Below are 14081 nucleotides of genomic sequence, written 5' to 3'. Positions count from 1 at the left end.
GAGGCCCGTGGCGGCGCCGCCACGAGCCTCCCGGCCGGTGGTCACCCCGTCCACGGCGCGCGCCTAGTCTCGAGGGGATGCCCACTTCGCGAACCACCCCTGCCGACTCCCCCGGGCACGACGACTTCATCCGTGTGCGCGGTGCCCGCGAGAACAACCTGCGTGACGTGGACGTGGACGTCCCGCGCGACCGGATCGTCGCGTTCACCGGCGTCTCCGGGTCGGGCAAGTCGTCGCTGGCCTTCGAGACGGTGTTCGCGGAGGCGCAGCGGCGCTTCCTGGAGTCCGTCGCGCCGTACGCGCGCCGGCTCATCGCGCAGGGGTCGACGCCGCACGTGGACTCGATCACCGGGCTGCCGCCGGCCGTGGCGCTGCAGCAGCGTCGCGGTGCCCCGAGCGCCCGGTCCACCGTCGGGACGCTGACGACCCTGTCGAACTCGATGCGGATGCTGTTCTCCCGCGCGGGCACCTACCCGGACGGAGCCGACCGGCTGGAGTCCGACTCGTTCTCGCCGAACACCGTCGCCGGCGCCTGCCCGCGCTGCCACGGGCTCGGCACCGCGCACGAGGTGACCGAGGCCTCCGCCGTGCACGACGACTCGCTCAGCATCCGGGACGGCGCCATCACCGCGTGGCCCGGTGCCTGGCAGGGGAAGAACCTGCGCGACGTGACCGCTGGGCTCGGGTACGACATCGAGCGGCCCTGGCGCGAGCTGAGCCGTGAGGACCGCGACTGGCTGCTGTTCACCGAGGAACAGCCCGTCGTCGAGGTGCACCCCAAGCGCGACCGCGTGGCGAAGCCCTACAAGGGACGGTTCTGGAGCGCGCGGCAGTTCGTGCTGCACACCCTGGCGGACTCGCAGAGCGAGACGCAGCGGAACAAGGTGTTGCGATTCGTCGAGTCCGGGCCGTGCGGGCTCTGCCACGGGACCGGGCTCACCCGCGCCGCCCTGGCCGTGACCGTCGGCGGACACTCCATCGCGGGGCTGAACGGGCTGCCGCTGACCGACCTGGCGGACGTGCTGCGGCCCATCGCGGCGATCACGGACGCGTCCGCGGCGACGTCGAAGGCGTCCTCCGGCGAGCGCTCCTCGGTCGCGGTGGCCATCGCGTCGGACCTCCTCACGCGGGTCGAGGTGCTGACCGGGCTGGGGCTCGGGTACCTGGCGCTCGACCGCTCGACGCCGACGCTCTCCCCCGGCGAGACCCAGCGCCTGCGGATCGCGACACAGCTGCGCTCGGGGCTGTTCGGGGTCGTCTACGTGCTCGACGAGCCGAGCGCCGGGCTGCACCCCGCGGATGCGGAGTCGCTGATGGAGGTGCTCGAGGACCTGCGCGCGAGCGGCAACAGCGTGTTCGTGGTCGAGCACGACATGAGCATCGTGCGCCGGGCCGACTGGATCGTCGACGTCGGGCCCGGGGCGGGAGCCGGCGGCGGGACCGTGCTGTACAGCGGGCCGGTGGACGGGCTGGCGTCGGTCGAGGCGTCGGTGACGCGGCGGTACCTGCGGACCGGGTCGGGTTCTGGCGGTGCTGGTGGTTCTGGTGGTTCTGGTGGTTCTGGTGGTCGTTCTGGTTCGGCTGGTGGTGGGTCGTCGGTCCGTGAGCCGGTGGGCACGCTGTCGTTGCGCGGGGTGAGCCGGCACAACCTGCAGGACCTCGACGTCGACCTGCCGCTCGGGGTCCTCACCGCGGTGACCGGCGTCAGCGGGTCCGGCAAGTCCTCGCTCGTCGGTGGGGTGCTCCCCGGCGTGGCCGCGGACCACCCGCTCGTCGACCGGGTCGTCGTGGTCGACCAGAAGGCGATCGGTCGGACACCCCGCTCGAACCTCGCCACCTACACGGGGCTCTTCGACGCGGTCCGCGCAGCGTTCGCGGCGACGCCCGAGGCCCGTTCACGAGGTTGGACCGCCGGACGGTTCTCGTTCAACGTCGCCGGCGGCCGTTGCGAGGTCTGCCAGGGCGAGGGGTCCGTCTCCGTCGAGCTCCTGTTCCTGCCCGGCAGCTGGGCGCCGTGCCCGGAGTGCCACGGCAGCCGATACACCGCGTCGACCCTGGAGGTCCGTTGGCAGGGCGCGTCGATCGCCGACGTCCTGGCGATGACCGTCGACGAGGCCGCACCGTTCCTCGCTCCCCTGCCGATCGCCGCCCGCGGGCTCGAGACCCTGCGCGAGGTCGGGCTCGGGTACCTCCGACTCGGACAGCCCGCGCCGGAGCTCTCCGGCGGCGAGGCGCAGCGCATCAAGCTCGCGACCGAACTCCAGCGGGCGCGGACCGGGCACACGCTGTACCTGCTCGACGAGCCCACCACGGGGCTGCACCCGGCTGACGTCGAACTCCTGGCGGCACAGCTCGGCCGGCTCACCGACGCGGGCAACACCGTCGTCGTCGTCGAGCACGCGATGGACGTCGTCGCCGGGGCGGACCACGTCATCGACATGGGGCCTGCCGGTGGTGACGCCGGCGGGAAGGTCGTCGCCGTCGGGACGCCGCGCGAGGTCGCCGCGTCCACCGAAAGCCGGACTGCCCCGTACCTCCGGGAGCAGCTCGGGATGTGACCGGGTCGCGTCAGGCGCGCAGGCGCGCAGGCGCGCAGGCGCGCAGGCCTGCGGGGGCACGGGTCCGCATGCTCACGTGTTCAGGGCGAGGCCGAGGAACGGCGAGAGCAGGAGTGCGAAGCCGACGCTCACCAGGACCCGCCCGCGTCGATCGCGACGACGAGGCCGAACACGCCGCCGATCCAGGCAGCGACCCGCTGCTCGCCGGGGTCGACGTTCCCGAAATGACGCGTGACGGATCCGGTTGGCAGAACCCGCACGTCGCCGACCGGATTCGTCAGCTCGATGTCGACCCTGTCGGCGCTACGACCGGTCGGTCAGGCGGTCCTTCGCCGAACGGATCGTGTCCGACGGCACCGGCGGACTACGACCGGTCGGTCAGGCGGTCCTTCGCCGAACGGATCGTGTCCGACGGCACCGGCGGCACACCACGGCGGATGCCGCGCAGCCCGAGGACCAGCAGGACCGCCGTCACGATCGCGAACACGGCGAACGTGATGCCCGCGGCCGCCCACACCGGCAGCACCAGCGCCAGGAGCGCGACCACGAAGCCGGCCAGCACGACGAGGGTCGTCAGCGCGAACGCGACCGCCACGCCCGTGAGCAGCAGCCCCGCCTTCGCGCTCGTCGCACGCTCGCTGATCTCCCGCCGAGCGGAGGCGATCTCGTCCCGCACGGCGCGGAGCACCGGCTCGAGGGCCTTCTGCGCCAGGCCCGCGGTGACGGTGTCTCGGAAGGACGGCCGGCTGGTCGTGGTGTCGTCGTGGTCGGTGGTGCTCATGGTGTCTCCTGTCCGGGCGCGGGAAGCTGCGCCCGTGAACAGGACGCGACGATTCCGATGATCGTCACGCGCGGCCGGTGCTGCTCGGACACTTCACAGCAGCGGGCGCAGCTCGATCATGCGGTTGCAGGCGGTGGAGGCCTCGGCAGCGACCGCCCGTGCCGTCTCGACGTCCGGGAGGTCGAGCACCCAGAACCCCGCGACGTACTCGGCCGCGTCGACGACCGGCCCCTCGGTGGTGACGACGTCGCCGCTCCTGGTGTCGACGACGACGCTGTCGGCGGGGGCGGCGAGGCCGCCGGCGAACACGATGCGACCGTCCGACTGCAATCGGTCGTTGAGGGCCTGGACCGCCTCGGCTTCGGCGGCGGTGGCGGAGTGGGTCCGGCCGGCGGCTTCGGCCTGGCCGTCGTCGATCACGTTGACGAGGAACTGCATGGCGCATCATCTCCTGAGTGCGGTGCTGCCAATCGTCCTCGCCCCGGGCGCGCTCCGCACGGTGGATCTGCAGTCGTGACACGTCGTCTCGGTGGTACCGCGGACGACGCCGTCCCGCAGCGATGTCACCATCGGCGCATGCACGTCAGAGTCGTCGCCACCGCCCGGATCGCCGCCGCTGCGCTGATCGTCGCGGCCATCACCGGGGAGCTCCTGCAGAGCATCCACTTCTGGCACACGATCGGTGTCAGGGGCATCCCGGGGAAGGTCCTCGACTTCTTCCTCTTCTTCACCGAGGACTCGAACCTGGCTGCCGTGGCCGTCTTCGTGATCGGCGCGGTGATGCTCCTGCGGCACGGTGTGCGGACGCCGAGCGCGCACTGGGTCACCGCCCGCCTGACCGTGACGAGCGCCGTCGTGCTGACGTCCCTCGGTGACAACCTCCTGCTCCGCGGGACCGTGCCGCCGGCCGCGGTGATCCCCTGGGCCGACGCCTCCCTGCACATCGTCGCACCGGCGCTCGTGCTGCTCGACTGGTTGCTGGGCCCCGACCGCCGCCGCGTCCGAGTCTCCACCGTCGGCACGGCACTCATCGCACCGGTCATCTGGCTGGTGGTGACCATGCTCCGCGGCCCGTTCACCGGTGACCAGGCGAGCTCGGCACGGCACTACTACCCCTACTTCTTCCTCGATCCAGACCACTTCGCGAACGGGTACCTCACCGTCGCCGTCTACGTCATCGCGTTCTTCGTGGCGTTCTGCGTCGTGTCGCTGCTGCTCGTGTGGACCACACGCTGGCCGGCACCGGGTACGCCTGCCGAGGGCAGCGCCGTGGACGGCCCGGTCTGGGCAGAGCGGGCGCCGTCGTCCGTCGGCTGAGACGAGCACGAAGAAGGCCCCTCGACGTCTGTCGAGGGGCCTTCTCCATGTCTGCAGTCTCTCGACTGTTCTTCGGTTCGGTCGGGCTGACAGGATTTGAACCTGCGACCCCTTGACCCCCAGTCAAGTGCGCTACCAAGCTGCGCCACAGCCCGCGAGTTCCGGAGAACTCGAAGTCCCGAGGGACTCCGCCACCCGCACCCGACCGAGCGCGGAGCAGCCCGACAAGCATAGCGGACGACGAGCCCTCACCGCGCCACCCGGTTCGACCCGTCCAGCGCGGCTCCCCTAGGGTGGCCCGATGCGTTCCCGATCCACCCGTTCCGTCGTCGTGCTGGCAGCCGCAGGACTCCTGTTGGGGGCGGCCGGTTGCACCGGGACAGCACCGTCCGAGACTCCCGCGACGTTGACCACGGCCTCCGCCGACACGGTCACGGTCGCGACGCAGCGAGATCCGGCGGAACGGGCGCTCCGGGCGAGTCGTGCGCTGTTCGCCTCGGCGCCGGGCGCCGTCCTCGCCCCCGCTGATGACGCCCGGTCGATCCGGACGGCGGCGAGCGCTGCGCGCCGCGCCCACGTCCCGGTGCTGCTCGTGGACGCCGAGCGGCGACGAGCAGTGGCGGACGAGCTGGAGCGTCTCGACGCGCGCTGGTACCAGACCGTCGGCATCGTGCACATCGACTCGTCGGTCGACAAGCGGTCCGCGTCGGAGGACACGGACGAGACCGACGCACCCCGAGCCTCCCGGCCGGCGACCGTCCTGGTGGCGGACGCAGCGGACGACGCTGCGGTGGTCGGGACCGCGGAGGCGGCGGGCGCGACGGTGGTGACGATGCCGGAGGGCGTGACCGATCCGGCCGCCGCGCCGGACGTGATCCGTTCGCTGCACGACCACGAGGACTCGTCGACGGTCCTGGTCGGTGCAGCGTTCGCGGGTCTCGGAGACGCACGGTGGACCGTGCGGGCGGCCGAGAGCGGCTGGCAGCTGCCGCACGGCGGCCAGCGTCCGTTCGACGGTCACCGGTACGTCGCGATGTACGGCGCTCCGGGTGCTCCGGTGCTCGGGGTCCTCGGAGAGCAGGACCCCACGACGTCGGTGCGGCGGGTCCGGGAGCTCGCGACGACGTACGACGGGCTCAGCAACGAGCCCGTGTCCCCCGCGTTCGAGCTGATCGCGACGGTCGCAGCCGGCGACGCGGGTGCCGACGGCGACTACTCGACCGAACTGCCGGTGTCGACGCTCGAACCGTACGTGGACGCGGCGCACGACGCGGGCATGCCGGTGGTCATCGACCTGCAGCCGGGTCGCTCGGACTTCCTGTCACAGGCGAAGCGCTACGAGTCGCTGCTGAAGCGACCCGGGGTGTGGCTCGCGCTCGATCCGGAGTGGCGACTCGGACCGGACCAGGTCCCGCTGCGACAGATCGGGACGGTGAGCGCAGCCGAGGTGAACGCGGTGTCCGCGTGGCTGGCCGACCTGGTCCGATCGGAGGACCTGCCGCCGAAGGCCCTCGTCCTGCACCAGTTCCGCCTGTCCATGATCCAGGACCGCTCGGCGCTGCAGTCACACCCGGAGCTCGACATGCTCGTCCACGTCGACGGCCAGGGATCGCAGCCGGACAAGCAGGCGACGTGGAAGGCGCTCCACGTCGACGCGCCCGAGGGCGTCCACTGGGGCTGGAAGAACTTCTTCGACGAGGACACACCCATGCTGTCGCCGTCCGAGACGATGTCACAGGTCACACCGACGCCCTCGCTCGTCACCTACCAGTAGCGAGGATGGTCGGGTCGTTCCCGACCGGTCGGCTCTCCACATCCTCCAGTCTGTCCACAGCCAGGAGGCTCGGGGCGCGTTCCGTCGGTCGGTGCTGACAGCATGGGGGCATGTCCTCTCCTGTGCTCGGCTCCGGACCGTCCGTCCCGTCTGCGTCCACGGCTGCCCCGTCGGCGTCCGCGCTGGGCGTGGCAGCGGCGCCGACGGCTCCGCCGTCGGCCGAGCTCGCGACAGAGGCTCGCGAGGCCCTCTTCGCCCTGACCGGTCGCCCCGACGCGGTCTTCCACCCCGGGCAGCTGGAGGCCATCTCCGCCCTGGTCGAGCACCGCCAGCGCGCCCTCGTCGTGCAGCGCACCGGGTGGGGCAAGTCGGCGGTCTACTTCCTCGCGACCCTGCTGCTCCGCCGGCGCGGGGGTGGTCCGACCGTGCTCGTGTCGCCGCTGCTGGCACTCATGCGGGACCAGGTCGCGGCCGCAGCGCGGGCCGGTGTCCGGGCGGTGTCGATCAACTCGGCCAATGCGCACGAGTGGTCCGACACCCAGGCGAAGCTGGCGCGGGACGAGGTCGACGTGCTCCTCGTCTCCCCCGAACGCCTGAACAACCCGAAGTTCCGTGACGAGCAGATGCCGGCGCTCATCGCCCGGATGGGGATGCTCGTCGTGGACGAGGCCCACTGCATCTCCGACTGGGGCCACGACTTCCGGCCCGACTACCGCCGGCTCGCGGAACTCATCCGGTCACTGCCGCACGGCGTCCCCGTGCTGGCCACCACCGCCACCGCGAACGAGCGCGTGGTGGAGGACGTCGCCGAGCAGCTCACCGCCGGCCCGGCTGACCCGGTGTTCACCATCCGCGGTTCCCTCGCCCGGGCCTCGCTGCGCCTCGGCGTGTTGACGCTGCCCGATGCCCGCGCTCGGCTCGGCTGGCTCCTGGCACACCTCGGCGACCTGCCCGGCAGCGGGATCATCTACACGCTGACGGTCTCCGCGGCCGAGGACATCGCGCGGCTGCTGCGTGAGAGCGGCCACGCCGTGCGGGCCTACACGGGCCGGACCGACACCGACGAACGCGAACAGCTCGAGCAGCAGCTCAAGAACAACGAGCTGAAGGCCCTCGTCGCCACGAGCGCGCTCGGGATGGGCTTCGACAAGCCCGACCTCGGGTTCGTCGTGCACGTCGGAGCGCCCTCCTCCCCCGTCGCCTACTACCAGCAGATCGGTCGTGCGGGCCGTGCGACGGACAACGCCGACGTGATCCTGCTGCCCGGGCGCGAGGACCGCGAGATCTGGCAGTACTTCGCCAGCGCGTCGATGCCGACCCAGTCGCGTGCCACTGCGGTGCTCGACGCCCTCTTCACGGACTCGGCGATGTCGACCGTCGCGCTCGAGGGCCTCGTCGACATCAAGCGCTCCACGCTCGAGCTCCTGCTCAAGGTGCTCGACGTCGACGGCGCCGTCCGCCGTGTCACCGGCGGGTGGGTGTCGACCGGGCAGCCGTGGGAGTACGACGAGGCCCGCTACGCACGCGTCGCCGCTGCCCGTGCCGCCGAGGCCTCCTCGATGCTCGACTACGAGTCGACTGACGCGTGCCGCATGCAGCTCCTGCAGCAGGACCTCGACGACCCGTCCGCGGAGCCCTGCGGGCGCTGCGACAACTGCGCGGGCGTCTGGTACCCCGCCGACGTCCCCGGCGCTGCCGCAGAGGGGGCGTCGTCGGCGCTCGACCAGGTCGGGGTCGAGATCGCACCGCGGGCGCAGTGGCCGTCCGGAATGGCGGCGCTCGACGTCCCCGTCCGCGGCAAGCTCGGCGCCGGCGAGGTCGTCGCCCCGGGGCGTGCTGTCGCACGACTGACCGACCTCGGCTGGGGCGGTCCCCTCCGCGCCCTGTTCGCCACCGGTGTGCCAGACGCACCCGTGTCCCGCGAACTGCTCGACGGCTGCATCCGCGCCCTCCGTGACTGGCCGTGGGAGACCCGCCCGACCGGGGTCGTCGCGATGTCCTCGCGCTCCCGGCCCCAACTCGTCGCGTCCCTCGCGGCGGCACTGTCGTCGATCGGCAAGCTCGAGTTCCTCGGGACGCTCGACCGCGACGGCGGGGTGCCACGTGGGGACGGCGCGACCAACAGTGCCTACCGGCTGAGCGGCGTGTGGGACACCTTCACCGTCGGACCGGAACTCGGGGCGGCGCTGCAGTCCCACGAGGGGCCAGTGCTGCTCGTGGACGACCTCGTCGACAGCCGCTGGACGATGACCGTTGCGGGGCGAGAACTCCGCCGTGCGGGGGCCTCTGCCGTGCTGCCGTTCGCGCTGGCCACGGTCGCCTGACGCTCACCTCCGACAGCGTGCAACGGCATCCGGCGACCCAGAGTTCAGGCGCCGAGGACGCCTACAAGATCGAGAACACCGAGGTCGAAACGGAATCGTCGACACCCCGAGGTCTTCGAAGACTGCTTGGACATCGTTGCCTGACGGCGCTGGAACGTTGAACTGCATGCCGGTCTGGGCCCGCCCGAGCCTGGTCGCCCATCCGACCGTCGCACTCGCGACTCCAGGTGCGGCCTGGACGCGATCACGAGCATCCAGGACGCTTGGACCCAATGGCTCGTCCGTGCCTGCCGACGTCCGCGTCCGGGTCCGGGTCCCGCTGACGATGCGGTCTTCGTCAGCCCTGAGCCGGCCAATCCCCGAATTCATCCTGGAGAACCGACGAAGGGACTGAGAACCGAGAAGTCAGGTTCCCCGCACGACGAACACCGGACAGACCAGAGTCTTCGGCGATCTGAACGAGGTTGATGTCCTGATCATCGCCGTCAAGGGCTATCGCGACTCCAGTTTCGATCTTCTTCTCGTTCACAGACCAGCCGATTCGAAGCATCCGTTCGAACAGGGCCTTCTTGTCGACTTCGGAGAAAGCGTCACCAGGGCTGAAGGAAATGGTGACTCCCCAGGTGGACGTGAAGCCAGACCGGTAGTTCCGTATCTCGACCTCGGCAGCTGCCACCCCCTGGACCGACTCCACAGCTGCAGTCGCTTGTTGCACCGTCCGTCCGCCCTCAGTACCCGAAAACCCCGTCAGGCTCACCATGAGGACTGCAGCAACGACTCCACACCGGATGGATGTCTTCAACCTCGCACCAGCCCGCGTTCCAGCGACAGGACCGCGTCAGCGGATTCGTCTTCAAGTCGAGCGGTTCCACGCGTGGCACTGAGGAAGGCCCGGGGTCGCGGGCCCGGCCACGCTCCGAGTTCCTGCTCGAGCGAGGGGCGACTCACCACGACCACGCTCTTGAAACTCTCCGGCGCCGGTCGGTACTGGACGTCAGGCCACGACGAGTCGAGCAGACCTCCCACGACGACCTGCGGCGACGTGTGGAGACGGACGCTCACTCCCTCGTCGGCGTGGACGTCGTTGATCGACCAGCCAAGAGACAAGAGGTACTCGACGAGGTCCCGCTGTTCGTCCGGTGACGTGCTGTCCGTCGTCGCTTCGAACCAGATGCGTCGGTGCGTGTTGAAACCCGAGAGCGTCTGGTTCACCTTCACTGACGCGTTGGTCACGCATCCGCAGGAAGCCAGCTGCTGACGAGCCTGTGCGAGGGATTGCCCCCCGACACCGGCAGAAGCGGACGCGGATGGCGTCGGAGGTCCTGCCGGTGGCGATTCGGAGCAGCCGGCGACGAGAGCCACGTTGAGGAGGCAGGCGGCGGCCACCACTGCGCGTGCCGTGGAGATCGAGCGGTGCCGCGCCCTCGGTGCTGGTGCCATCACCAGTCCGTCACCTGCCGAGGTCGCTCGCAGACGGTACTGGGCCCGGCCAGTCCCCGAAGCGCGCGCGCACAGCTGCCTCGGGGAGCAGAACCAGCTGCTTGAGCCGGTCAGTCGACGTCGAGTACGCCGCATCGCTCCAGCCGTTCTGCTTCGCGATGTCGCCGATGACCGGCTGCGGCGACACCTGGAGCCGTACGTACACACCGGTGTCGGGCTCGTCCTGGTTCACCGACCAGCCGAGCTGCGCCAGGTGGTCGATGAGCGCGGGCAGATCGGCTGACGTGTCCGCCGTGGCCTTGACGAGCACCTGGTGGTGCTTGTTGAGCCCGGAGACCGTCTCGTCGACTTCGATCGACGTCGCGCTGAGACCCGCGATCGACTTGAGCTGCGTTCGTGCCTCCGCGATGGACTGGCCGCCGCCGCGCGCGCTGGAACTCGACGGCTTGTCCGTGCTGGCTGGATCGTCCACGGTGCTGCACCCTCCGATGGCTCCCACCACGACGAAGGCTGCAGCGATCAGCGCGAGACGTCGACGTGAGGGGCTCAATTGGTTCTCCGGACTTGGTAATCGGTGACGGTCGTCTGGTTCCCGGGTCCCCCGAGGAACTGTGCGATCGAACCGTCCTTGTTCACCGCGGGGTTCTGGCCTGCCATCACCGCGTACCGGTTCGCGTCGTGCGCGTCGGCGATCGTCGGCACCGAGCCTTCACCGATCTTCGTCGGTGCGGCTCCCCCGACAGTTGTCCAGGATGACGGGTTGTGCACTCCGTCCAACGCGGCGATCGGGTCCTTCGTCGACTCGAAGGCCGATACATGGGTCGACGATGGGATGTCCATGGCACCGATCGGCGAACCGGCCGTGACGACCTGCTGCACGTTGTAACCGTGTGGGTCCGCCGCAACGGCGCCCGCCGTGATCCCGCCGAGGCTGAATCCGGTGAGCATCACCGGCTCGTCGGTGATGCCAGCGCGGTCCATCGCGTCCAGCACGCCCTTCGACAGCGCGGTGTTGTTGCCGTATCGCATGGCCATGACGTCAGAGGTGAGGTCGTTCGGTGCGGCGCCCGCTGCCGGGTCCCAGCTCTGCGTACTCGGGATCTGCACGGTGTACCGCGTGATGCCGTCCTCGCCGACGGTCTTGAAGATCCGGATGTTGGCGAAGTCGTCCTGGCCCATGTTGTCGATCTGGCTGGAGCTCGCGAACAGGGAACTGACGTCCGTCGGGATGATGTTGCCGTCGGCATCGGTCTTCAACGACTGTCCGGTCTGGGCGATGCTCGCGGCCAGCGCCGTGTCTCGACGATCGGCCAGCTTCTCTGGGTCGATGGCCCGGTCGACGAACGACGGCGTGCCGTCATCGAAGAGCCCGAAGCGATGGCCATCGGCAATGAGGGTGCTGAGGAGGTTCTCGTAGGTGTCAGAACCCCGCAGGTCACCGAGGGCGTTCTGTTCCACCTCCACGATCTTCGGGCTCAGCGCCGGCAGCGCTGCCATGAAGTTGTCGCCGAAGTTGTTGCCCGTGGCGGTGGCGAAGACGATGAGCCGCTGCGCGAGAGTGCCATCCGACTGCAGCGCGGTGCTGAGCGCCTGCTGCATCGACTGTCCGGCGATGCCCGCGATGTCGTTGACGAGACCCGTGTCGATGGCCTGCTTGACGATGGCCGTGACCGCGGTGACGGTGTAGACGACCGTCTGCACTCCGAGGACGACATCCGTGACGACCCGGGCCGTGACCGCCACGGCCTCTGCGACCTTGGCCTCGATCGCAGCAGCAGCGGCAGCGATCGCCGTCTCCGCCGCCTCGTAGACCTTCACGATCGACGCCGTGATGACCACGAGCGCCTCGGTCGTCACCATCGCCACGCCGAGCTGCGCCGATGCGCTGAGCACCGCGCCCTCGGCAGCGACGGCCGTGCCGGGCGACAGGATCGCCGACGCGAGCAGGTCGCCGTCGGCCGACAACGCCCCCACCTTCGGCACGAGCGGCAGCGCGTAGGCGTTGAGGTTGGTCAGCCCCGTCACCATGCGGTCGATCTCCGCGAAGTCGACCTTGAGCCCGTCAGCCATTGCTGCCCCCGATGACGTCCCTGTCCCTGATGAGTCCGGCGACGAGGCTCAGCAACTCCGTGCGGATGTCCTCGTCGGTCTGCGCCGTCACGGTGACCGTGCCGGCGTCGGTGATGCGTTCGGGCGTGACCTCGCCGGTCCGCGCGGCGGCGTCGAGTCCGATGCTCATCCGCAGCCACCCGTGGCTGGTGCCGAACCAGTTGCCCGCGAACACGGGCCCACCGTCCAGCGGGAAGGCCTTCACGCGGAACCCCTGCCGCACCGGCTCGGCGAGCCCACGGAACAGCGGGACCGCGTCGGCCGGGACGTGGAGTTCCTTGACGACGGCGTCGAGCACCCGTGCGTCGCGACCCTTGATCGCGTCGACGATGGCCTGCGACGCGACGGTGCTGACCGTCGTGGTGCCATGGACACGGTCGGTGACCTCGGCCTCGGGCACCAGCGACGCGAGCGTCTGCCAGGCGAGGTCGAGGACCGTCCCGCGGACCCGTGCGCGTCCGTCGCCGTGGTCGGCACCGGTCCACACGGTCAGGTGCGACGAAGCAGCGGCCTGGATGACTGTCGAGTGCGCGGTGGTCGAGGTCGGCGTCCAGGCGGAGACCTGGATGACGATCGACCCGGCGTTCTGCAACGCCAGTGTCATCAGGAACGGTGCATCGAGGTCCTCGGACCACGACTCGGCGGCGGGCGTCGGCATCGCCGTCAGCACGCCCCGAGCAACGAGCGCGTCGACCACGCCGACACCGACGACGGACGTGCTCTCGGGCACGAACGACGGCAGGACGAGCCCCGGCAGGTGGTCACGGACGGCGCGGAGTTCCTCGACCGACAGGTCCCACTCGACGACGTCGGTCGTGGCGTCCGGTGCGGGCGTCATCCGATGCCGTTCCGGCTGGCCGCACTCCGGACGTCGATCCAGTCCTTCGACCCCGATGCAGGCGGTGCCGGGACCTGGGCGATGAAGGACTGCGCGCTGGAGACCTGCGAGCTCGAGACTTCGCGGCCGCCGACCATGTGCACGGAGACCTGGATCTGGTCCGGGTTGCCCGACATCGCGGCACCGAGCACGTTCATGAAGCCGTTCACGGCGGTGCTCGCGACGTCCTTCACGGTGTTCACGACGTTCGCCACCAGGTTCGACGCCTGGTTCCAGAGGTCACGCGCGATGCGCTCGGCCTCGGCGATCTGCGCCTTCACGGCGTCGACCGCCTTGGCGTGGGCCTCGAGCGCCTCAGCGGCGTCGTCGAGCAGCTGGGCTTTCTTGCCGAGCTCAGCGCCGGACTCCCGCACGCGGGCGCGGACGCCCTCGACCGCCTTGGACGACGACGACAGCGCCTCGGCCTGCGCCACGAGCGCGGAGGCTCGTGAGCGCAGGCCGTCGGCGTCGTCGCGGAGTGCTCGGGCCTTCGCCCGCAGGTTGGACATCTCCCCGTACACAGTTCACCCCCTGTGGACCGCCGCCGGAGCGGCGGTCCTCCCCCCGATCAGTCCTAGCGGCCGAGCTTCGACGCGAGCTGCTGGTCGACGTCGCCCAGCGTGGTCGCGGTGGTGCGGAGGAACTGGGCCAGGTCGTTCAGGCCACCGATGGTGTTCTGCGCACCGGAGGTGAAGCGCTGGTAGGCGTCGTTGTACGCGCCCGACGAGCGGTCGGTCTGGAACCCCGCCTGCGTCAGCGACGCGATCTGCGCCTGCAGCTTCGACAGCGTCGCGTTGATCTCGTCACGCCCTGCGAGCAGCCGGTCGGCGTTGCCGTTGAGCTCCTGGTAGGACACGTTGATGTTCGGCATGGTGATTCCCCGTTCAGTTGGTGGTTCTGG

At 70.3% G+C, this 14081-nt stretch carries 14 protein-coding genes and 1 tRNA gene; 4 read left to right on the top strand and 11 right to left on the bottom strand.

Annotation, left to right across the window (positions count from 1 at the left end; all coding sequences use genetic code 11):
• Window positions 1-77 precede the first annotated feature (77 nt).
• Window positions 78-2558 carry an excinuclease ABC subunit UvrA gene (locus OVA28_RS10340; RefSeq protein ID WP_268096868.1) on the top strand — a complete coding sequence of 827 codons (2481 nt, stop codon included), beginning with the start codon at window positions 78-80 and terminating at the stop codon, window positions 2556-2558.
• Window positions 2559-2686: 128 nt separating this feature from the next.
• On the opposite strand, the gene OVA28_RS10335 is transcribed toward OVA28_RS10340, so the two are convergent.
• The 3 genes from OVA28_RS10335 to OVA28_RS10325 form a co-directional block, all read right to left on the bottom strand.
• Window positions 2687-2818 (bottom strand): hypothetical protein, encoded by a 132-nt coding sequence (locus OVA28_RS10335; protein ID WP_268096867.1) that lies wholly within the window; start codon window positions 2816-2818, stop codon window positions 2687-2689.
• 104 nt (window positions 2819-2922) lie between these two features.
• Window positions 2923-3339 (bottom strand): phage holin family protein, encoded by a 417-nt coding sequence (locus OVA28_RS10330; protein ID WP_268096866.1) that lies wholly within the window; start codon window positions 3337-3339, stop codon window positions 2923-2925.
• A 93-nt stretch (window positions 3340-3432) separates the two neighbouring features.
• A complete protein-coding gene (locus tag OVA28_RS10325; RefSeq protein WP_268096865.1) occupies window positions 3433-3777 on the bottom strand; it encodes a YciI family protein in 345 nt (114 codons plus the stop codon).
• 138 nt (window positions 3778-3915) lie between these two features.
• On the opposite strand from OVA28_RS10325, the gene OVA28_RS10320 reads away from it, so the two are divergent.
• Entirely contained in the window at window positions 3916-4656 is a 741-nt protein-coding gene (locus OVA28_RS10320) for a Pr6Pr family membrane protein (protein WP_268096864.1), read from the top strand.
• An 81-nt stretch (window positions 4657-4737) separates the two neighbouring features.
• On the opposite strand, the gene OVA28_RS10315 is transcribed toward OVA28_RS10320, so the two are convergent.
• A tRNA-Pro gene (locus OVA28_RS10315) sits at window positions 4738-4811 on the bottom strand.
• 146 nt (window positions 4812-4957) lie between these two features.
• Here OVA28_RS10315 and OVA28_RS10310 point away from each other — a divergent pair.
• Window positions 4958-6430, top strand: a complete 1473-nt coding sequence (locus tag OVA28_RS10310; RefSeq protein ID WP_268096863.1) for a hypothetical protein — start codon at window positions 4958-4960, stop codon at window positions 6428-6430.
• Window positions 6431-6540: 110 nt separating this feature from the next.
• Entirely contained in the window at window positions 6541-8754 is a 2214-nt protein-coding gene (locus OVA28_RS10305) for a RecQ family ATP-dependent DNA helicase (protein ID WP_268096862.1), read from the top strand.
• 337 nt (window positions 8755-9091) lie between these two features.
• On the opposite strand, the gene OVA28_RS10300 is transcribed toward OVA28_RS10305, so the two are convergent.
• The 7 genes from OVA28_RS10300 to OVA28_RS10270 form a co-directional block, all read right to left on the bottom strand.
• Window positions 9092-9430 (bottom strand): hypothetical protein, encoded by a 339-nt coding sequence (locus OVA28_RS10300; protein ID WP_268096861.1) that lies wholly within the window; start codon window positions 9428-9430, stop codon window positions 9092-9094.
• A 122-nt stretch (window positions 9431-9552) separates the two neighbouring features.
• Window positions 9553-9972 carry a hypothetical protein gene (locus OVA28_RS10295; RefSeq protein WP_268096860.1) on the bottom strand — a complete coding sequence of 140 codons (420 nt, stop codon included), beginning with the start codon at window positions 9970-9972 and terminating at the stop codon, window positions 9553-9555.
• Window positions 9973-10204: 232 nt separating this feature from the next.
• The gene (locus tag OVA28_RS10290) at window positions 10205-10666 is read right to left on the bottom strand and encodes a hypothetical protein (RefSeq protein WP_268096859.1); all 462 of its coding nucleotides are present in this window, start codon (window positions 10664-10666) and stop codon (window positions 10205-10207) included.
• 74 nt (window positions 10667-10740) lie between these two features.
• Window positions 10741-12264: a hypothetical protein gene (locus tag OVA28_RS10285; RefSeq protein ID WP_268096858.1), complete on the bottom strand. Its 1524-nt coding sequence runs from the start codon at window positions 12262-12264 to the stop codon at window positions 10741-10743.
• Complete coding sequence (locus OVA28_RS10280) at window positions 12257-13141, bottom strand: hypothetical protein (protein ID WP_268096857.1); 885 nt, start codon at window positions 13139-13141, stop codon at window positions 12257-12259. Before OVA28_RS10280 ends, OVA28_RS10285 begins: the two co-directional genes overlap by 8 nt.
• Window positions 13138-13689 (bottom strand): hypothetical protein, encoded by a 552-nt coding sequence (locus OVA28_RS10275; RefSeq protein WP_194663211.1) that lies wholly within the window; start codon window positions 13687-13689, stop codon window positions 13138-13140. The genes OVA28_RS10280 and OVA28_RS10275 overlap by 4 nt, the downstream gene beginning before the upstream one ends.
• Before the next feature lie 65 nt (window positions 13690-13754).
• Window positions 13755-14051, bottom strand: a complete 297-nt coding sequence (locus OVA28_RS10270) for a WXG100 family type VII secretion target (protein WP_071270879.1) — start codon at window positions 14049-14051, stop codon at window positions 13755-13757.
• Between the last annotated feature and the right edge of the window lie 30 nt (window positions 14052-14081).

Origin of the sequence: Curtobacterium sp. SL109 (assembly GCF_026672405.1) — a bacterium.
GTDB lineage: Bacteria > Actinomycetota > Actinomycetes > Actinomycetales > Microbacteriaceae > Curtobacterium.
Note: the sequence above shows the minus strand (reverse complement) of the source record. Positions and strands in the feature narration are given on the sequence as shown.